The following is an 18,721-nucleotide window of genomic DNA, read 5'->3' as shown; positions in this document are numbered from 1 at the left end:
GCAATCGAGCATTCACTTGTTGCGCAAGGTTCGCAAAGTAATCGAATAGCGGTGTTCGGTCAGGGGCGGGATGCTGTGCTCCCATTCATCGCGCGCCGGGCCGCTCAAGAGGTAAGCCGACCGCGGCTCGACAATGATTGTCTTGCGGTCCCATTTCGTGCCGTTCTTGCGCCGGAGTCGGAAGCTGCAGGGAGCAAGAAGAGATACGCCGGCCACCGTCTCGAAATGCGGCTTGTCGCGATGCCAGCCAATGCCCGCGCCCGGTCGATACTCGTTGATCAGAACCTGCTCGAAAGCGCTTTCCGGCAACCCGCCGAAAGTCGCTACCTTGCGCCTTAGCGTCATCAAGAAATCTGGTATCGGGGGCGCCTCGACCACCTGGCGCCGATCGTAGTCGTAGCGCAGGCCGAAACCGATCACCTGCCGATTTGCCAGGTGGCCATGGAAATCGAAGGGCTGGAAAGGGAGCCTCTGAAGGTGGCGCAGCAGGTCCGCTTCTTCATCCGCCGTGACAAGGTTCGCCTGATAGCGAAACCCTTCTGGCAGATCATCGGCCGCGGCGAACAGGTCGGGCTGATCAAGATTCACGCCGGTCAGAGCTTTGGATTTTAGAGATGGCATGCACAATAGCTGGTGAAGCTGCTCCCTGAGCGCAAGGACTACGATGCGGCGGATCCGCATACTAACGTTCCCCCGTGCCGTGGATGCCAAGGCGTCATGGTTTGCAGTCGGCGGCCGTGCCTGGCCGCGCTGCCCTTTCGGTCGCCGCCTGAATGGCAAGCGCGGCAGTACTCAGTGCAAGAGGAGGGTCCTCAACCAAGCCAGGAAGCGGCTGCCATTGACGGTCCTGCGCACCCTGGCGGCGGCCCATTTGCCTTGCATGGTGGCGCCGACATGACAGCTGCAGACGATTTCGTGCAACTGCCAATCGCTGAGCTCGAAGAAGCGAAGGGCCTCTCCATAGGTGTCGTTTCTAAGTCCCGCGGCTTTCAGCAGCGGATCTTCCAAGGCAACTGAAATTGGCGATCCATCGGCTCGTGCGGCCTGGCGGGCGTCCAGACGCAGGCGTTCGGTGCCAGCAAGCGCGCCCAGGCATCGGCCGGGGTGCCGCTCGAGCAGCTCCGCCCAACGCTCGATCCGTTGCCTTCGGGTCATAACGGGACTCTGCGCCAGCGGCTTGATGTCGGCGATCGCCTGCAGTTGTTCGAGGGTCTGGTGTTTCATAATCAGCTCCTGTTGATCGAGCATTCACCCAAGGGGTTTTCGCGACAAGCCTATCGGTCGGCCAAATAAGTGGCCTCCTCATCGTCACGCTGGCGTCCGCCAAGCGCCGCTGCGACGCTGGCAATAAAGGCGCCTACCACCATGGACAGGGCGCCAAGAAGGGCGAAGGTGGCGCCGGCTTTCCTGGCTGTGTCGGCCGCCTGCTGGGCCTTGATCTTTGCCTCCTTCACCTTGGCCATCATTGCATCCACCCGAGCCTTGGCATCGGCCTGCGGAAGCCCGGTGCGGGCGGCCACGAGTTGCGTCAGATAGGCGCTGTCGTCAGCCGCAAGTTCACCGCCGGTCGCAGCAGTCGCGAGCAGGATGCGCGACGCCTGCGCGGTGGCTGCAGCTTCGTTCTGCGGATTGGCGTCGACGGGCTTGGTCAGGTCGGCGGGGCGGAACAAGGCATCCACATAGTAGGACGTGCTGTCGAATGCTGAGCCGTCCTTGCTTGCGGCACCGGCCGAGGCCCCGGTCGCGGCGCCCGCGGCGACCGTCGAAACTGCCTGCACTCCAGAACCCAATGCCGCCGAAAGCGCTGAGCCGAGAACTCCCGCAACAAGAAGCGTGGCGAGTGCCCAGGCAAGGAAACCGTGAGCTGTGTCGCGGAAGTAGGTTTCATCGGTATGAATCCCCACCCATTTGGTGCGCAACCGACCCGTGAGATATCCACCGACGCCAGATGACAGCCATTGCACGACCACCAGCCAGACTGCGGTCGACACAGCAAATGTCGTAGCCGACGCGCCGGCACCGGACCACGGCGAAACCATGCTCAGCCCAAGGCCGGAGCCCAACAACAGGAGCATGACTGTCAGGGTCGAAGCGGCGAAGGCGCCGGCAATGATTGGCCCCCAGTTCACTGCTGAAGATGAGGATTCTGTCGGTGCAGAGGCCTCGGAAGTCGCAAGTGTTGCCTCCATCTGAGCCTCCTACCGCGCAAACAGCATGATGAGAATGATGATCGGAATGGGAATGCCGAGCAGCCAGAGCAAGATACCGCGGCCCATAGAAGCCTCCTGTGGGTTAGTGTGTGATGAACTAACAATGTCGCTGCAGGTCTTCTGTTCCGTTGGCGGTAAGCCGGGTCATTTACAGGCGGCAAAGGCCTTCATGCCCTTCCTGATCGCCCTGCGCGCCTCGTCGGCATTCTGCCATCCCTTGAACTTGATGGTCTTGCCCGTCCCCAGCACGGACGACAGGAAGAACTGCTCGATTTCGCGCCGCAGGTCATCTGGCACACGATCCGCCGCAACCGGTTCGGCAGCATCTTCCCTATGTGGAGAGAAGACATAGCGGTCGTTGCGCAAGGGCTCGCCACCGGAGTCTTTCTGCTTGACACGCAATGCACCCAACAGGTCGCATTTGATGACGATGCCAGGAGCGGAAGCCGCCTGGTGGATGACCAGCCCGTCGAGGGGATCGCCATCATCGCCCAAGGTGGAAGGGATAAAGCCCCAGTCGTAGGGATAAGTCATCCCGACCGGTAAGGGGCGGACATAACCGAAGGTCCGGGTTGCGCGATCGTAGGCGATTTTCGCCTCCGCACCACGCGGTGTTTCAATCACTACTCTGACAAGCCCATTCGTCGTGGTTGGCAGCTTCAGATAATCGGGCATTGCGATGCTCTATCGCGGGGGGTTGCTCCGGTTGGAACTTCAAGACGCGACGAATGTTCCGAAGGGCAGCGCGAGCCCAGCCGCAGTCCGACGCGTTGGGGCGAATGGGCGCTCAGGCGCCGAGCGGGCTCATCGCCGAGCCGGCTGCGTGCTGCCGCGGAACCAAAATTCCCGCAGTCGCTTTTACCGAATACGCGGCTGCCGGGCCGAGCGGACGGTGGAGACATACGTGGCGCTTGAAGGTGCGGCGCGTGCGAATATCGGCATTCGCATCATGATAGTCACTGTGGTGGCGGTGCCGCTGCTCTTCGCGCTGAGCGGCCTTGTCATTCGCTATGCGGCTTTTGCCTCAGTATCGTCGGATACAGGTTTTGCGGCCTATGCTCAGGCGCTCTGCAGGTGGGACTGCGCCTGGTATGTCGACATCTCCGAAAAGGGCTATGAGCGCTTCCCAATTCCGAACGCAAGCAATGTCGGGCGCTGGGGCTTCTTCCCGCTCTATCCGCTTCTAGTGGCGGCGATCCGATCCGTCTTGCCCTTCCCCACGATCCTGATCGCGACGATCACGTCGCTGGCGTTGAGCTACGCAGCCTGCCTCGTGGCATGGCCGCTCGTGGGGAAGAACATGCGCGCCTACGTGCTCTATTGCGCCTTCCTGCTCAGTGGCCCGTTCTCGTTCCATTTCACCACTTTCCTCAGCGAACCGCTCTTCGTGCTGCTTACCTCGTGCGTCTTCCTAGCGCTCAAGCGCTCCAACTATCTCGCCGCCGGGGTGGCCTCGGCGCTTCTGTCGGCAACGCGGCTCGTTGGCGTGCTAGCCGTGTTCGCCACCGTCATCCACATGTACGAGGAGTATCGCGCGAAGGGCGGTTCGATCGTCGCCTTTCCTCGCTGGCTGCTCGGCCGGCCGGACCTTCTGGTCGCCATCTTCATCTCGCCCGCCGGTTTGTTCGCCTACATGCTCTTTCTCTATCTCACGGTCGGGGACGGCTTTGCCTTCCTCCACATCCAGCGCGCTTTCGGGCGCGTGGCGGGCAATCCGCTGCTGTTCCTGTGGGACGGCCTGTCCTACCATGCCGGCTGGCTGCCCACGGCGCCGCAATGGAGCGCAATGACGGCAATTGCCGGCCTGGCGCTCTGCTTGGTGCTCGGGGCTCGCAGGCAATATGGCGCGGCCCTTTTCTGCGCCGTCAGCATCATCTTGCCGTTGACCACGAACCTGGCCTCGATGGTCAGATACGTCGTCGGGCTCGCGCCGCTGGCGATGCTGGTAGCCGTCTTGCTGTCAGCGTCGAAGCTGACCTTCGTCGGGGCCTTGGCGCTGTTCCTCGCCGCCTGCTACTTCATGACGGTGGCGTGGATCGGAGGCTATCTTGCCTTGGTCTGAAGCGCTGCGATCCCCTAGGTCCGCTGTATCACTTGGCGGTTACGGTCTGGCGGCCGCCCTTGCCTTGTCCGAGCTCGCCATCCTCACGCTTGCCCTCAATCCCGACGTCAACGGCGACTACCGCGCCTATTACATCGACCGCACGACGACGTGCCTCAACCGCGACGCGATCGGCAGCTACACGCCGGGCAGGACAATATCGTTCCGGTCCGATGGCGCCAGACAGACCTCGGATATGAGGGTTTGCGGCTGGTCGGGTCCGGTGGCGGACGGCACCCATTCGCTAGGCGAGTCCTCGCGCCTTCGCCTGGCGCTGCCCCCCGTCCGTGGCGGCCTTCTGGCCACGCTGCAGGTGGCCGCCGTCATCCGCCCTCCCCAACTCACACAGAGGATCGTCATATCGGCAAATGGCGTAAGGCTGCATCCGGCGACAGTTTCGGGCGCGGCACCGATGACGGTGGCTTTCGTCATTCCCCAGGCAGCCCTGGCCGACACCGGCAGGCTGGATTTGTTCTTCGACTATCCCGACGGCATCGCGCAGAGTCCGGCGGCAAGCAACATATACAACCGGTCGATCAAGCTGATCTCGTTTCGGCTGGATGCGCTCTAGGCGCAAGCGACATTCACCTAGGACGGTTCGCCCCTTCGGTCGGCTCCCGCCCGGCAAAGACCCAGCGGTCGAGCACGATAAGATTGAGCGCCGGGATGATCAGGCAGGTCAGCAGTATGGGGACGAAAAGCGGCAGGCCGAGCATCACCGTGAAGAGCTTGGGCGCAGCATAGGCGACGCCGAGGCCGGTCGCCGTCAGCAGCAGGAAACGTGGGGCTTCCGAGCGATGCGATCCGGCCGACATGAAGCTGAAGGACTTGTGCGCCAGATAGGAAAACAGTGCCGCTGCTGCATAAGCGGCGAGCGAAGCCTGCACCGGCGTGAAGCCGAGGTCCGCCCGGGCGAAGACCGCAGCCAGGACAGCGTAGAGAATCGTCGCGGCGATGCCGACCGATCCGAAGCGCGCCAGGAATTTCACGCCAGCGGTGAAGCGGTGCTCAGGCATAAGCGACACACGCGTACTGTGCTCCGAGCGGCAGGGCTGCGAGCGCGCGCTCGACTTTCCTGGCAAAGGGTCTTGCTGAAGGCAGCAACAGGAAATGCTCGGACCGGATATTTCTGAAGTCTGCTTCTCGAAACAGCGATGCCGCCTTGCGGGTGCCAAGCAGGACGGCGTCCTTATCGAACGGGCAGCGGAGCACCGCCATGCGCGTCAGCGGATTGAAGGGATTGTGCTCGATGATGCAGGCAACGCCGCCCCGCCGCAGCACACGCCTCATCTCGCGGAAAAAATTGAGCCAGGATGTGGGCGGCACATGATGGACGACACAGCTGGCGAAGGCCAAGTCGAAGGCGCCGCTCTCATAAGGCAGGCTACCATGGGTGCAGGCGCTGTAGCCGACATGCGGATTGTCGCGCGCGGCGCGCGCCAGTGAATCCCGCGAAACATCGCAACCCTCGAGGCGATCGAAGGCGCCTTCGAGATAGGGATGGAGCGCGCCGATGCCGCAACCCACATCGAGCGCACGCACCTCCGCCCCACCTGCGCGAAGGTGCCGCTCGACGACCACGCGCCGCAAAAGGTCGGCCTTGGCTGCGAGGAAGAAATCATGCTGAAGGCCTGAGAACCGAATCGAGCCTTCGACCACATCGCGGTAACTGGTGTTATAGCTGTCGAAGTGTTCGGACATCGGCCGCAACCCCGTTCTCTGCCTTGCGAAACGAGGTGCGCCGGTCACCGGAAGCGACGCGCACCGAGCGGCCGAAGCCGTTCAGCCTGTCGACCACGTAGAGGGGACGGCGTTTGACCTCGGCGTGGATGCTGCCGACGTAAAGCCCGACAACGCCGGTCATGAAAAGGTTGATGCCGCAGAGCAGCGACACGACGACCACGGTCGACGTCCAGCCGGCGAGGACGCCCGCTTCAAAGAGCCATGCAAAGATGGCGTAAGCGCCGAAAAGGACGGCCAGGGCGGAAACGACCAATCCCGCCCAAAGCGCCAGACGCAGCGGTTTTTCCGAGAAGCTGATGATGCCGTGGACCGCAAGATGCACCATCTTCCAGAACGGGTATTTGGTCTCGCCCAGCGTGCGCGCCGGTCGCTCGAACGACACAGCCGCCTGCTTGAATCCCATCCAACCGAACATGCCTCTGACGAAGCGGTCGTGCTCGGGCATGCGCTTGAAGGTCTCCAGCGCCTTGCGGCCGACCAGGCGGAAGTCGCCGACATCGCGGGGAATCTCGACCGGCGTCATCTTCTCCAAAACGCGGTAGAAGAGGCTCGCGGACATACGCTTGAACCAGGATTCGCCCTCGCGCCTGGTGCGCCTTGCATAGACGATCTCGAAGCCTTCCTTCCACTTCGCCACGAGGTCGAGCACGACCTCCGGCGGATCCTGCAGGTCGGCATCCATGACGATGATGGCCTCGCCCGCCGCCGCCTCCATCCCGGCCGTGATGGCGATCTGGTGTCCGAAGTTGCGGGAAAGCTCGATCAGCCGGAAGCTCGGCTCGGCAGCGACCATGCGCCGAAGGTATTTCACGCTTCCGTCGTGGCTTCCATCGTCGACGAAGATGACCTCCGCCTCTGAGTCCAGCTGACCCACCAGCAGGCTTATTCGCTCGACCAGCCGGGGCAGCACCTCCTCCTCATTGTAGATCGGCAGCACCAATGAGTAGCGCGGGGACTGCGCGTTTGCGCGCGTCCGAATGCCGTGCATCACAGCGTCTCGCATGCGGTTGAAAATGGAACACCCGCCACAAAGTTCCCTAGGTCCATCAGAAATCGCTAATTTGCCAGCCTTCTGGGATCAGCCAATGATGCAACCGGCCAGCCCTCCCCTGCGGCGCTCGAATAATCGCCTCGTAACACTGCCTATTTCTTCATCTATTTCGCGGATCCGAAGCTCGACAAAGGCGGCGCCCATGAGCTGCTACGCCATTTCGGTCAGGAGTTGCGCGGGGCGCGTCTCGCGCATGTCGAGCTTTGCGGTGATCTTGAAGACCCGTGCCTGGCAGGCGCCACCATGAGGACGTGCCGTAGAGGTCTGCCGAGGCCGCTTCGTAGCGCATCCATTCGAAACCTTCGAGCAGAGCTGCCCGGATTGCAGAGCGATCGCGGATCGGCGCGCCAGATCAACGCAAGGGGCATCCACCGGGGGTGGCTTGCCCCCCGACCTTCAGGTCGCGCGGGAACTTGCGTCACAGTCGAAAGTTCTTGGTGATGGCCAATCACCCAATCACGAGCCTGCTCACCTCGATCGGCACCTTAACCTCTCGTCCTGCCGCCTTCCTGGTGTTGTTGGTTTATTCCATTCTTTGGGTGGTATTCGATCGGCAAAGTTTGAATTGGCATGGGGCGGCTACTCTCTTCACCTGGGCCATGACGCTGTTCATCCAGCGAGCAGAGCATCGCGACACTCAGGCAATCCACGCCAAGCTGGATGAGATGTTGCGATCAAATAGCTCGGCTTCAAACATCACCCGGATTGACGATCAGGAACCTGAGGAAATCGAAAAACATCGCGTTCGCAAACAGCAGGGAGATTGACGTGCGGCCTTCCGGTCTCGTGGCGTTTCTGGCAGGCGGGAAAGCGATCGGGTCCGACGGAAGGTTCGCACGCTTGCTCAAGTTTCTGAGCTATGTGGCCGTTGCGTTGATCGCTGTTTTGATCACGTTGCTTGTCATAAACCTGATCCCTGAACCTCGCGTCTTGCGAGCCATCGTGCCTCACCGTTTCGACGCCTCAGACCCCCAGTTTCCCACGAGCATGAGCGGGTATTCGCAAGGGCAGCTTTCCAATTCGAACGCAGTGCAAACCTTGGTCAACGGAGATGAGATCTTTCCTTCAATGTTGCAGGCGATCGGCGCGGCCAGGTCCACCATTGATATGGAGACCTATATCTACTGGTCGGGTGCCGTCGGCTACAAGTTCGCGACAGCTTTGGCCGCTAAAGCCAGAGATGGAGTTGAAGTCCGTGTGCTGGTTGACTGGGTCGGAAGCCTTCCATTCGATGAAGACCTGATCCGAATCATGACAAGAGCCGGCGTTGCGTTCGAACGCTATCGGCCCATCTATTGGTATACGTTGGACCGGGTAAACAATCGGACGCATCGCAAATTGCTCATTGTCGATGGGCGCGTCGCATTTACCGGCGGCGTCGGCATTGCAGATAACTGGCTTGGCAACGCCCGCAACCCCAATGAATGGCGTGATACGCACTACCGGGTAGAAGGATCAGTGGTCTCTGCTTTTCAGGCGGCGTTCGCGGAAAATTGGCTGGAGACAACCGGCGAGACCTTGCTGGGTGCGAAATTCTACCCGCCACCCGAACCCGCGGGTGCGCTTAGCGCTCAGCTGATACTCTCTTCGCAGCCGAACGGCTCGGAGAACATGCAACTGATGATGTTGGCGGCCGTTGCCGCCGCCAAGGATCATTTGCGTATCGGAATGGCCTATTTCGTGCCGGACGACATCGCCCTCCAGCAGATTTTGGATGCCAGGAGGCGCGGGGTATCGGTAGACGTCATTGTGCCCAGTTCGCTGACGGATGTGCCGCTGGCTCGAAAGAGCTCGCGCTATTTCTGGGGCGACTTGCTCCGAGCGGGTGTGCGGATCTTCGAGTTTCAGCCTACCATGTATCATCCCAAGCTCTTGATCGTTGACGACGTCTGGGCAAGCTTTGGTTCTGCCAATTTGGACGAGCGCTCTTTGCGGCTAAATGACGAAGCCACGCTGAACGTCTACGGAAAGGATTTCGCAAGGACGCAGATCGACTTGTTCAACCAGGATCTTCAGCGATCAAGGCAAGTCAGTTGGGACGAATGGGAAGCGCGTCCCCTGACCGAAAAGATCACGGACTGGTTTGCCAGTCGGCTACGCTCTCAACTTTGAGGGACGTTGTGATCCTGCCCCTGCGCATATAGAACATGGCCGGATGGGAAACTCGTCGGCGCCTTCTCGACCAACATCGGCACAGCGGCGCCCCCTTTGCAGGCGCGTGCGGATTGCTCGCGCTCTACCCGGTTTGGTGGAGGCGGATCGCCTTTGCTGGAACGCTACGCCGTCCTGAGCATTGCATGGGGGACAGGAGATTTCCCATGCCCACTTTCCGCTTTGAGACGATCCAATTCGGCAAGACCAAGATAGTCGAGGAAGAACTCTCCAGCGCCGATTTGGCGAGCCCGAGAGCGCTGGAAATGGCTCACGCCGCACTCGTCGCCGAGGACCCTGCCGGCGCTGCCCAATCGGGCTCGATCATCAAGGTTTACGATGCGGCAGGCTATCTGGTGGCAACCGTCAATTTCTCCGATCTAGTGCGTGACACTTCCGGACCGCGATCCTCCAGCAGCAAGGCACCTATCGAAGAGCCCGGTGTCATGCGTTCTGGTTGAGCACTCTCGAAGCACATCCCAAGTCAGCAAACCTGCTGAGGTCGCGAGTCTGTTTTCTGCGTTCCATGCTGCGGGCGTTTCGGCGAGCAACTCTCAGTTCGGGAAGTGTCGGTTGCCACCACCTCAAACGTTTGTCCGCTTTTGACGCACTGCGAGTTGGCCATGTGGCGATCAGTTCGGACAGCGTGGCCGAACGCCACCTGCCCCAAATGTAGCTCGCGTTTGCGCACGCCGCGTTTGGATAGGAGGCGGTCAAATCTTCCGCCTCGACGAGTTCACCGGACACTTCGCTGAAAACGACAATGCCATATTCTTCTGTCGCAACCGGCTTGCCAACGGGCGGTAGGTGTTCCGCTGGAAGTGGATAGCGATGACGGCGGCGTTCGGCATTCCGCAGTTGAGCGGCCTTGTGAGCATCAGAGCTTCTGGCAGACTCTCGTCGTCGTTTCCTTTCTTCCGGTTCCGCCTGTTGGGCGGCCTTTTCGATTCTGGGCCAACGGCGTCGTAGCTCTTCAAAAGAACGGAACGGCACTCGCCAGGTCCGTAATTCCTCGTCCCAACTGGCCCAGGGAACTGTTCGCAGTTCCTCGATCACCGTCTTCGAATACGGCGTTCGAATACGGAGGTCGTCGGACACCTCCAGGTATGGGCTTGATATTGGATCAAAGGCGAAGGCGTCGCGTCCCTTGCTGTCGCCGTGAACCGCCAGCATTGCTGCCTCTTTTTCCAGCCAACGGTCGATCCGCCCGGCGGCCGTCTTTCCAGGAACGAACCAACTCTTGCGCCCGTCGCTCCACCTCGCTCGCGGAAAAGCCTGTCGGAACCGTTCGACGGCCATCCTGTCGAAGGGAAAGCGCGCTTCGGCACCGGGAGTATGCGGCTTTTGTGGCATGGGACCAGCGTCCGATTTTTCCGCTCCCTGCGGGATCACGGTTCCATGCATTGAACGCCGGCCGAGCCAGCAGGTTCACAAACTTCAAACGATCCTGCGGCAGGAGGACAAGTGTAGCCCTACGTATGCAAGCTCTGCGAAGCGCGGTGAAACCTTCCCCACATTCGGCGGTTAACTCGGAAAGGTGAGACCATGCCGAGACGCGATGAAACAGGGACAGCCCCCATGCGGCCGAGAAGACCTCGTTCTCGGCCGCTGAAAGGTGAGGAAGCAGAGGTGAAACATATTGTGGAAACCCAGAATGTGTCGCCAGCCCAGGCGCGAGAACTTGTGCGTCGGTACGGACATGATTGGCGCAAGATCGATGAAGCCGCCAAATCCTACAAGGACGAAAAATGAGCTTCCCGTTCTCGAGATGACAGTCTCAGGTCCAGATGGTAGAGTTCGAATGACGCGCATCGCAACGTTCATCTGAATGGCGTCAACGGCCGGCTACCGTTCTTCTGGAGTGACTGGGTCAAACCGAGTATGACGTCCTTTGCCTTCAGGAGTTGAAGACATCAGACGACAAATTTCCTGTCGATGCGATCAGAAGGGCCGGCTACGGCGCGATCTGGCACGCCAAAAGTTCCAAGCATCCGAACATTTGGTCGCCTCGCCGCTGACGTTCATGGCTCACTCTTTGACGTAAGCGCCTGGTTGGCGACCTGTCTTGGGCGCCTTTGCGTCTTTTGAATGTTCCGAGATCGCAGGGCCGGCTCCAGATGTCTTTTCTGTTGCTGGGCTCGGGGTCGCCTGTTTCCCTGGATTCTGGCGGGCGGACCGATGGGAGCTGTCGTCCCCTTGCCCGGTTGGCCTCGTTAGGCCGATCCCGCCCGGCGGCTTTTTGTTGCCCGCCGCCTCTTGCGCGAAATCATCCGATGGATCGGCGTCTTTCGACGCCGGATATTTCCTGGCACCCGTCTCGCGACGGTTTTCATCGCCTGTCATAGCTCAGCTCCTGAAGATCATGAGGATCAACCCGCTGATCAGCGGCAAGTTCCCTCATGCCGACTTGCGGGTTGCCTTTGCCTTGGGGCCTGTTTCGATGCCTTCCTTGGCAAGGCTCTTGCGCAGCACCGACGCGAGGTCGACGACGTTCTCTTTGGGCCTTGGTGCCGGTTTCGGCGGCTTCTTGCCCTTGCGCTTTGCGTCGATCATTGCAACGAGCGCATCCTCGTAGGTGTCCTCGAATTTCGATGGATCGAATTTGGTCACCTTCTTGTCGATCAGCAGGCCGGCGATCTCGAGCAGGTCCTGATCATATTTAGGACTCTTCAGATCGTCGAAGACGGTCTTTTCCGGGATCATTTCGTCATGGGTACGCAGCTCTGTAAGCAGCATGCCTTTGCCGAAGGGTTGAATCACCACTTCCCGCCCGCGCTGGTAAAGCACCACACAGGATCTGGCCGCTACGCGCTTTTTTGCCATGGCTTCTCGCAGTACCGAAAACGCTTCGACAGCCGCGCCATCGGCAGGGATGACGTAGTAAGGTTTTTCCAAATAACGCGTGTCGATGTCGTCGAGAGCAACGAATTCCTCGACCTCCAAGGTGTGGGCGGACGTCAGCTTGAGCTTCTTGATGTCGTCGGGCGGAACTTCGATGAATTCCCCCTTTTCGACCTCGTATCCCTTCGTCTGGTCTTCTGCCTCGACGATGTCGCCGGTCACCTCATCGACGTAGGCGCTCTTTACCGGAAGACCGTCCTTTCTGTTCAGAATCTTGAAATGGATTTTCGAGGCTTCACTGGTCGCCCCGACCAGCTTCACGCCACAGGAGACCGAACCAACTTTCAGGAATCCTTTCCAAACTGCCCGCGGCGCCGTCATGGTCGTTGCCTCGTTCTTTTTGAGTTCTACCGAAATACTCAGGAGCTGGATATGTTCCAAGCGGCAGGTTCGACTTGGCAGTCTCGCGAGGGCATCGAGCGAAACGCGGAGATGAAACCCGTGTGCCGACAATTCATCAGCGGACTCAGCTCAGCAGCCTTCTGCCTTCAGGGATCGCACCATGCGGACCACAACCGGATCGTAGGGGACTTTTTCGGATTTGCTGTAGTTGATGGTGAAGAGCGCGGCACGGTCATCGCAGATGGCAATGGCACGGACATATCGGATTTGGCCATTGTTGATGCCCGAGTAACTGGCCCATCGGGGCGTGACGCGTCGATACGTCAGCTTCCAGCCGGCCTTTTCGTCCTCGACCATGCGATGCTTGATCTCGGCCCGAAAACTGGCCTTGCCGAGCCTGGCACCCCACACGGCGAGGAAGGCTTCGTTTGCGCCCCGAAAAGCCGCGCCCTGGTCCGAACGTTGGGTCAAGACAAAGCCCGGCGGCACATCGAATGTGAAGCCAAACTGCCTGACGCCGAAAGGCTGCCACGCTTGCGCCTGAAGAAGCGTGCTGAAAAACAGGATCGATACGAGGCTCAGCAAGAAACGTGTCATTGGCGTGATTTAGCGCTTCCTCAGATAGCGTCCAGACTGAACAAGGCCGCCGACAAAGAAAAAGAACTGCCAATTTTGCGCGCCGCGGAGGGCTTGCACATAAGAGCATCGTCGATCTGCTGATATCGCCGCAATGCGATCATTGCCGATCGACGCACGCGCTACATGAGACGCTGTTGAAGACGGTTCGGGATCTCTCAGGGTTGAGCGATAGCCCGGTCTGCTTTTCATCTTGTGACACAGGATTCGGGCAGGCCGGGCCATACACCAGCATTGAGGGTTGCCGGAGCCCGTTACACTGCGCGTTGTCTGGCCACGTCGCAAGGTATGCCTTTGAGGAGGGTGGCCCCGCGCTCGCCTAAGCCGGCTAGAATCCATGAGGAAGTGACCACCGCCTTGCCTTGGATGGTCAGCGGCAATCACGGCTGCGGCGGCGGAGCGCTCGCCTAGGCTGCCGGGAGGTCACCCATGCTGTCCAAACCCTTCGAAAAGTCGGCCCGCATTTGGGTCGTACTGGGCTTTCCCCGTCAACTCAACACGGTCGCCAGCGATTCGTGCGGCAACAGCCCGGAACAGAAAGCGGCTTCGCGCTTGCAAGGCCGCGTTGGTGGGAGATGTCGATTCTGAACCGGCGAGAGGCATTTTCGTTGCCTTTGCCCATCTTTAATGAGGCAGAGACGGCCCACGCCGCCTCATTCCCAACCTCCTCGCGAAATCCCGCAGTGAGGCATGCCGCAGGTCTTCCTCGCCGCGCAAAGCTTCATACGGCCGATCAGCTGCGTCGCCGCCGCTTCGTACCCTTGGGCGGGGTCATGCTCCTTGACGCGCTGCCCCAGCCTTTCCGTTCGCGCCCTTTTTCAAGGCGATGAAGCCGCTCCCGACATAGCGCCCGGTGCTGCGCTCGGCCATTAGGGGGCGAATGCTGAAACCGGAACCGGGCCCTTAGGCAACGCGTTCATCCGCAGTTGTGTAGGTCCAGTGATGAGTGAGCTTATCAGAGTTATCTGGGAAGAGGTGGCGGATCTGCTCCCAGCGCTGACCAATCGGAAAAGAAGCCAAGCCGATGCCATACCGGTCGATGCTCCAGACTTCCCACATGACCTCGAGCCGGTGATCCGGTCGCCTTTAAATGCGGGACCAACCCAATAAGTGGCCGGGCTGTCGTAGGTCAATCATTTCGATACCAATCACGAAATATTTCCGCCGGAACAGAGCGCGATGGCCGCAGTTGAGTATGGTTAGGAAAATCTTACCAAGACAGGAGAATGACATGGCCAACCAAGGCGGAAGTCGCAAACAGCATGAGAAGACAGGACAGAGCCGGAAATCCGCCGACGATCAGGATCAGCGTCGCGGCAGCGGTCAGCAGCAGGCCGACGACAAGCAACGCGGCGGCCAACAGCGCGGCGGCGGCGGCAACTTTGCTGACGACCGCGAGAAGGCTTCGGAAGCCGGTCGCAAAGGTGGTCAGTCCTGATAGAGGAAGCGGCGCTCTGAGGCGCCGCTTTTCTTAGTCATTCAGAAGGAGAAAGCGCGATGCCGATGAAATCGGAAAAGGGATTGGAAACGCTGTTCGTGGAGGGCCTGAAGGATCTCTACTACGCGGAAAAAAAGATTCTGAAGACATTGCCGAAGCTCGCAAAGGCAGCGGAATCCGAGCAGGTGAGTGCTGCCTTCGAGAAACACCGGATGGAAACAGAACGCCAGGTAGAACGGCTCGAACAGGTTTTCGAGCAACTTGGCAAACCTGCCAGAGGCAAGACGTGCCCCGCCATCGACGGCATTCTCGAAGAGGGCTCGGAGGTGCTCGAAGAGTATAAGGGGGCGCCTGCCCTCGATGCGGGCCTTGTAGGCGCCGCACAGGCGGTCGAGCACTATGAGATTGCCCGCTACGGGACCCTCATCGCCTGGGCGGAGCAACTCGGCATGAAGGATGCCATCCCGCTGTTGCGCGAAACCCTCAAAGAAGAGACGGCGACCGACGAAGCGCTCAGCGCTTTGGGCGAGAGCGACGCCAACGAGCGCGCCCTGCAAGCGGCCTGATCAGCTCTCAACAAGCGGCTCCGGTGCTTGTCCGGAGCCGCATGGTGCTACGATGACCATTCCGATGCAATCCAACTTCCATGTAGAACAACCAGCCGATGCGATGGTACCAGTCGCATCGGTGACCGAAGCCGTCTCTGAACGTCGACGATGTATTATGATCCTGCAGCAACGAGCGCGCGCCTTTGAACGGCTAAACCTGTTCAATGTTTCACGGGCTCTGTCGTCAGTTGCTGAAGAGATCCGGGGGAGCGACGATGATGAAAGCGTTCGCGAATGGGACGAACGACGGCAGACCCCCGTCTTCGTAAAATGACCAAGCTTTCCGATCTTGAGCGGCGGTTGCCGGCGCGCGACCTGAGCGCCGGCGATCATTTCCACAAATGTCCCCTCTGGGGTCAAGCAGTGGACTGGCGCGACTGCGACAGGTTGTCTGGCATGAGCAGCCGAGACACCGGCGGATGGATCTCGATTCCTAAATGCTAGTCGGCCGTCTTTGGGTTTCCTCACAGGCTGTCGCTCAGTGGCATGTTTTGCTTCGCGCAAATCCTTTAACCCGTCCTCTAAGCGCGCGCGGCTGCTTCCATTTCGATAATTTCACGCGCTGCCCTACTCGTTCGCTCCATTCGTTGGTCTAGTTCTGAATGGGTCTTGGCCGTCAATCGCCATCTCAGTCGGCCCCGGCCGCGTCATATTGAATGAAGCCCGCACCGGGAGGGGACCGGAGCGGGCTTCATTCGGCTAGGTTTCCGGGCGGCGCCACGGAGTTGTGATCTGGAATGCACCGCCAACCATGAAAACTGCGAGGTGGCCGCATTGTTCCAGCGGCATGAAAAAGCCCGCGCTACGGAGGACCGATAGCGCGGGCCGCGGCTGATGTTTTTGCCCCACCAGCCTACGCCGAACTCCAAGCAGCCTCATCCGACGCAAGGACCTAACTAATTCAAAGCCGCTAATGTTCCGGCCGCGCCCCGGAATCTTCGGAACAAGACCTCAGCCCCACTTGGGATGCGGTGCAGCGGCCGGGAACCAGCCCTTGTGAAGGCACGTTGCTGAGAGATGATTTTACTGAGGTTCGCATCCAATGGCAAAACACCTGTCTCGCGCCCCGGAGCAACGCGGCACCGGAAATATCCTGATGTGGGGTGCCATGATAGCCGCGATGCTTTTTGTCGCCCTCTTGATTATTCTCACTTTCGGGCCGTCCGCGGCGGGATCGTAGTGCACGCGGGGACATCTGCAGCGTGAGCACGTGGCCCTGTTGCCCGCCTGCCTTACTCCATTCACCTGGAGCAAAGCGCCGCAGCAGAAGGCTCATTCCGATGCTGTCGGCCTATTTTAAAGCTACGCGGCAGACGGCGACAACGCTGCACTGAAGACATCGCCCAAGAAACGCTCCCCACGCTGAAAATGCAAAAGGAGATGATCGACATTCCGCGGCTGGGGCGGGACAACCCCGGCGGCCGGTAAAGACATCGAGCACCCCGTCGACAGCGTCTCCCGTGCCTGGCGCCAACAGCTTCACGGAGGACCAGGCCAACGCCCGGATCGAAAGCGCCGGGTATTCGAACGTGGCCGACCTAAAGACAACCAAGGTATCTGGCGCGGTCAGGCCACCGCCAAGAACGGGCAATCCACAAGCGTCGCTCTGGATTATCAGGCAGCGTGTTTGCCGGCACCCAAGGAACGCGATGGAGAGAAAAATGAAAATCCCTACCGGACTGTCCGACGACTATGCCTACGCCTCTGACGCGGTTGGCGAATTGGATGCGTTCGGAGTCTCCTCGGCCGATATCACTCTCGTGGCTAACAACTCTGCCGATTGGTATGATGGCGAACCCTCTGACGTTGCAGACGATGCAGCAGGCGGTGCCGGCATAGGCGCGGCTATCGGGGGAGCCGGGGGTCTTTTGACGGGTCTTGGCATAATGACCATCCCAGGCACGGGACCTGTAGTTGCAGCTGGATGGCTCGTCGCCACAGCAGCCGGCGCGGTAGCGGCGCCGCAGTTGGGGAGCGGCCGGCGGGATGATGGGCGCGCTCACCGAATCCGGGGTGCCAGAGCGGGATGCTCACGTCTACGCCGAAGACATCAGACGCGGCGGAACACTTGTGACTGCCAAAGTCCAGGATGAACTCCGTTCCGGAAGCCGAGCGCATCCTCGGGCAGGACGGTTCGGTTGACGTGTCTGAACGCCCTCGGGAGTATGAGGCCAGCGGATGGAGCGAATTCAACCCGGATGCGCCTGCATACGGGCCGGATGAAGTCGAATGCGAAAGCGTGCGCTGCGCGGCCTTAGGCCGCTTGCCAGGAGCTACCTCGGTGACGAAAGGGGCAGTCATAGAGAAGGCGAAGTTGCCCGCTGACCAAGCGCCGGCGGGCGATGCTATGTGCAATCAGAAGGCGCTTGCCCCGAACGGCACGAACGGGGCGACGTCGTGGAGCTAGCCTTTTTCGTTATAGGGCTGCTTGAGCTCGGCCACCATTCTGGCAAGTTCGGAGAATGGCGGAATCTCTGTTTCCGACTGAGCCAAGTTAGCCAACTGAAGCAATCTCAGCGGAAAACACACAGCATCGCGATTTGACGGGGACATATCCTCGTAAAGCCGTGCGTCGTCCAACAGCGAATCCTCGGCATGTTGTAAGGCGCGGTCAATTTCGTCGATCGAAAGAACCCCTTTGTGAACCAGCAGATTGTTGATTGACGCTACGGACATAAGAAGGCCTTCAAGTTGCAAGTTGGCGACGTTCATCAGCTTATCCTCCCTAGATCGCCGAAGGACCTGTAAGGAGAAAACAGGGTTCATGGATGAGATGTTCCGGGGAAAGCGAATTAATCTCGGCTGCCATTACGTGGGTCGGAAGTAAGCAACATCCCAGCCTCCTTTGCCGCAGCTTCGAAGGCTTGGCGTATGACCTGCGGATCAATCGGATCGCCCTCCAGAGCTGACAGGCAAAGGATCATTGCCTTGTGCCATCCGGGCCCCCGCTTCGGCCATTTGACGAGTTGCTCGGCCGCTTCCTGGACGTGGCCAACTTCACAAGGCCTGTCCGCCGGGGCGGCTCTCACATAGACCGGAGAATAGAAGCGCCGCCTTGCCAGCCGGTCATCGCGCTTATCGGCCCTGCCGGGGAGCAGCGGGCTCACATCGGGGGCGGAGATTGAACCCCGCGAATTTCTTGCGCCACCGCCTTCAGCGCCCTGGCTACCGGGAAGATTTTCTTTCGCTCAAAATGTAAGGCCTGCAGGTCGACTATGTCGGCGCAGCGCTTGCGTTCCACCCCGGCTCCTACCGCGGCTGGCTGAGTTTGTGTCGCTTCCATGGTGACACTCTTCCTTTTAGAAACCCTCAGGAAACAAACTCGGCAAGCGGGCAAAAGTTGCCGGCGATCGCGATTCTGATCGGTGGGAACTGGTGCCCTAAACCAACGTTGGTTGCGCATCATCATCCAGGGTTTGTGTCATGGAAAAGAGGTTCAATCGAATGGCGGAAGCAGTCGCTCACGCAACAGGTAGGCCGTGGGCGTTCGCTCTTTGCTTGGGATCGGTTTTGACCTGGGCGGCAACTGGCCCTGTGTTT

The 18,721-nt window shown here is 60.0% G+C and carries 23 protein-coding genes and 2 pseudogenes; 12 read left to right on the top strand and 13 right to left on the bottom strand.

What is annotated here, in order from left to right; translation table 11 throughout:
- Positions 1–12 precede the first annotated feature (12 nt).
- The 4 genes from EN786_RS27250 to EN786_RS27235 all read right to left on the bottom strand — a co-directional run bounded on the left by EN786_RS27250 (position 13) and on the right by EN786_RS27235 (position 2,885).
- Positions 13–621 carry an alpha-ketoglutarate-dependent dioxygenase AlkB gene (locus EN786_RS27250; RefSeq protein WP_127308794.1) on the bottom strand — a complete coding sequence of 203 codons (609 nt, stop codon included), beginning with the start codon at positions 619–621 and terminating at the stop codon, positions 13–15.
- 171 nt (positions 622–792) lie between these two features.
- A complete protein-coding gene (locus tag EN786_RS27245; protein WP_127284503.1) occupies positions 793–1,224 on the bottom strand; it encodes a hypothetical protein in 432 nt (143 codons plus the stop codon).
- A 50-nt stretch (positions 1,225–1,274) separates the two neighbouring features.
- Positions 1,275–2,189 (bottom strand): hypothetical protein, encoded by a 915-nt coding sequence (locus EN786_RS27240; RefSeq protein ID WP_127308753.1) that lies wholly within the window; start codon positions 2,187–2,189, stop codon positions 1,275–1,277.
- 165 nt (positions 2,190–2,354) lie between these two features.
- Entirely contained in the window at positions 2,355–2,885 is a 531-nt protein-coding gene (locus tag EN786_RS27235) for an inorganic diphosphatase (RefSeq protein WP_127284505.1), read from the bottom strand.
- A gap of 229 nt (positions 2,886–3,114) precedes the next feature.
- Here EN786_RS27235 and EN786_RS27230 point away from each other — a divergent pair, with 229 nt between their 5' ends.
- Both EN786_RS27230 and EN786_RS27225 read left to right on the top strand, forming a co-directional pair.
- Positions 3,115–4,272, top strand: a complete 1,158-nt coding sequence (locus EN786_RS27230) for a hypothetical protein (RefSeq protein ID WP_127284506.1) — start codon at positions 3,115–3,117, stop codon at positions 4,270–4,272.
- 64 nt (positions 4,273–4,336) lie between these two features.
- Positions 4,337–4,882, top strand: coding sequence for a hypothetical protein (locus EN786_RS27225; RefSeq protein ID WP_245478079.1), 546 nt, complete (start codon positions 4,337–4,339; stop codon positions 4,880–4,882).
- A 13-nt stretch (positions 4,883–4,895) separates the two neighbouring features.
- On the opposite strand, the gene EN786_RS27220 is transcribed toward EN786_RS27225, so the two are convergent.
- Genes EN786_RS27220 through EN786_RS27210 form a run of 3 tightly spaced genes read right to left on the bottom strand, consistent with a single transcriptional unit; the run spans position 4,896 to position 7,042 of the window.
- Entirely contained in the window at positions 4,896–5,327 is a 432-nt protein-coding gene (locus EN786_RS27220) for a GtrA family protein (protein ID WP_127284518.1), read from the bottom strand.
- The gene (locus EN786_RS27215; protein ID WP_127284508.1) at positions 5,320–6,012 is read right to left on the bottom strand and encodes a class I SAM-dependent methyltransferase; all 693 of its coding nucleotides are present in this window, start codon (positions 6,010–6,012) and stop codon (positions 5,320–5,322) included. The genes EN786_RS27220 and EN786_RS27215 overlap by 8 nt, the downstream gene beginning before the upstream one ends.
- Positions 5,987–7,042, bottom strand: a complete 1,056-nt coding sequence (locus tag EN786_RS27210) for a glycosyltransferase family 2 protein (protein WP_189340176.1) — start codon at positions 7,040–7,042, stop codon at positions 5,987–5,989. Before EN786_RS27210 ends, EN786_RS27215 begins: the two co-directional genes overlap by 26 nt.
- A 503-nt stretch (positions 7,043–7,545) precedes the next feature.
- Here EN786_RS27210 and EN786_RS27205 point away from each other — a divergent pair.
- From EN786_RS27205 to EN786_RS27195, 3 genes are all read left to right on the top strand, one after another.
- Positions 7,546–7,872 carry a low affinity iron permease family protein gene (locus EN786_RS27205; RefSeq protein ID WP_127308792.1) on the top strand — a complete coding sequence of 109 codons (327 nt, stop codon included), beginning with the start codon at positions 7,546–7,548 and terminating at the stop codon, positions 7,870–7,872.
- Between the two features lie 73 nt (positions 7,873–7,945).
- Positions 7,946–9,217, top strand: coding sequence for a phospholipase D-like domain-containing protein (locus EN786_RS27200; protein WP_246688760.1), 1,272 nt, complete (start codon positions 7,946–7,948; stop codon positions 9,215–9,217).
- A 206-nt stretch (positions 9,218–9,423) separates the two neighbouring features.
- Positions 9,424–9,717, top strand: a complete 294-nt coding sequence (locus tag EN786_RS27195) for a hypothetical protein (protein WP_127308751.1) — start codon at positions 9,424–9,426, stop codon at positions 9,715–9,717.
- Here the strand turns inward: EN786_RS27195 and EN786_RS27190 are convergent.
- Positions 9,701–10,660 (bottom strand): hypothetical protein, encoded by a 960-nt coding sequence (locus EN786_RS27190; RefSeq protein WP_245478077.1) that lies wholly within the window; start codon positions 10,658–10,660, stop codon positions 9,701–9,703. The genes EN786_RS27195 and EN786_RS27190 overlap by 17 nt on opposite strands.
- 225 nt (positions 10,661–10,885) lie before the next feature.
- Here EN786_RS27190 and EN786_RS39340 point away from each other — a divergent pair, with 225 nt between their 5' ends.
- Positions 10,886–11,008: a hypothetical protein gene (locus EN786_RS39340; RefSeq protein ID WP_281033857.1), complete on the top strand. Its 123-nt coding sequence runs from the start codon at positions 10,886–10,888 to the stop codon at positions 11,006–11,008.
- 72 nt (positions 11,009–11,080) lie between these two features.
- Positions 11,081–11,241: pseudogene (locus EN786_RS39500) on the top strand (exodeoxyribonuclease III); the annotation flags it as partial.
- A gap of 43 nt (positions 11,242–11,284) precedes the next feature.
- Here the strand turns inward: EN786_RS39500 and EN786_RS27180 are convergent.
- From EN786_RS27180 to EN786_RS27170, 3 genes are all read right to left on the bottom strand, one after another.
- Positions 11,285–11,599, bottom strand: coding sequence for a hypothetical protein (locus EN786_RS27180; protein ID WP_127284513.1), 315 nt, complete (start codon positions 11,597–11,599; stop codon positions 11,285–11,287).
- Positions 11,600–11,653: 54 nt separating this feature from the next.
- The gene (locus EN786_RS27175) at positions 11,654–12,478 is read right to left on the bottom strand and encodes a Ku protein (RefSeq protein ID WP_127308790.1); all 825 of its coding nucleotides are present in this window, start codon (positions 12,476–12,478) and stop codon (positions 11,654–11,656) included.
- Positions 12,479–12,628: 150 nt separating this feature from the next.
- Positions 12,629–13,084 (bottom strand): hypothetical protein, encoded by a 456-nt coding sequence (locus EN786_RS27170; RefSeq protein ID WP_245478076.1) that lies wholly within the window; start codon positions 13,082–13,084, stop codon positions 12,629–12,631.
- A gap of 1,282 nt (positions 13,085–14,366) precedes the next feature.
- Here EN786_RS27170 and EN786_RS39495 point away from each other — a divergent pair.
- From EN786_RS39495 to EN786_RS38740, 4 genes and pseudogenes are all read left to right on the top strand, one after another.
- Positions 14,367–14,573, top strand: coding sequence for a KGG domain-containing protein (locus EN786_RS39495; protein ID WP_210212273.1), 207 nt, complete (start codon positions 14,367–14,369; stop codon positions 14,571–14,573).
- 59 nt (positions 14,574–14,632) lie between these two features.
- Complete coding sequence (locus EN786_RS27150; protein WP_127308749.1) at positions 14,633–15,139, top strand: ferritin-like domain-containing protein; 507 nt, start codon at positions 14,633–14,635, stop codon at positions 15,137–15,139.
- 52 nt (positions 15,140–15,191) lie between these two features.
- A complete protein-coding gene (locus EN786_RS27145) occupies positions 15,192–15,455 on the top strand; it encodes a hypothetical protein (protein WP_127286521.1) in 264 nt (87 codons plus the stop codon).
- A gap of 1,387 nt (positions 15,456–16,842) precedes the next feature.
- Positions 16,843–17,417, top strand: a pseudogene (locus EN786_RS38740) (hypothetical protein); the annotation flags it as partial.
- A 167-nt stretch (positions 17,418–17,584) separates the two neighbouring features.
- Here the strand turns inward: EN786_RS38740 and EN786_RS27135 are convergent.
- Positions 17,585–17,893 (bottom strand): hypothetical protein, encoded by a 309-nt coding sequence (locus tag EN786_RS27135; RefSeq protein WP_127286522.1) that lies wholly within the window; start codon positions 17,891–17,893, stop codon positions 17,585–17,587.
- Between the two features lie 80 nt (positions 17,894–17,973).
- Positions 17,974–18,210 (bottom strand): DUF982 domain-containing protein, encoded by a 237-nt coding sequence (locus tag EN786_RS27130; protein WP_127308789.1) that lies wholly within the window; start codon positions 18,208–18,210, stop codon positions 17,974–17,976.
- Positions 18,211–18,604: 394 nt separating this feature from the next.
- Between EN786_RS27130 and EN786_RS39335 the strand changes: the two genes are divergently transcribed.
- The coding region (locus EN786_RS39335; protein WP_135908707.1) for a low affinity iron permease family protein at positions 18,605–18,721 on the top strand (117 nt) is incomplete at its 3' end.

This window comes from Mesorhizobium sp. M4B.F.Ca.ET.143.01.1.1 (assembly GCF_004792275.1).
GTDB lineage: Bacteria > Pseudomonadota > Alphaproteobacteria > Rhizobiales > Rhizobiaceae > Mesorhizobium > Mesorhizobium abyssinicae.
This window is presented reverse-complemented; position numbering and strand designations above follow the sequence as displayed.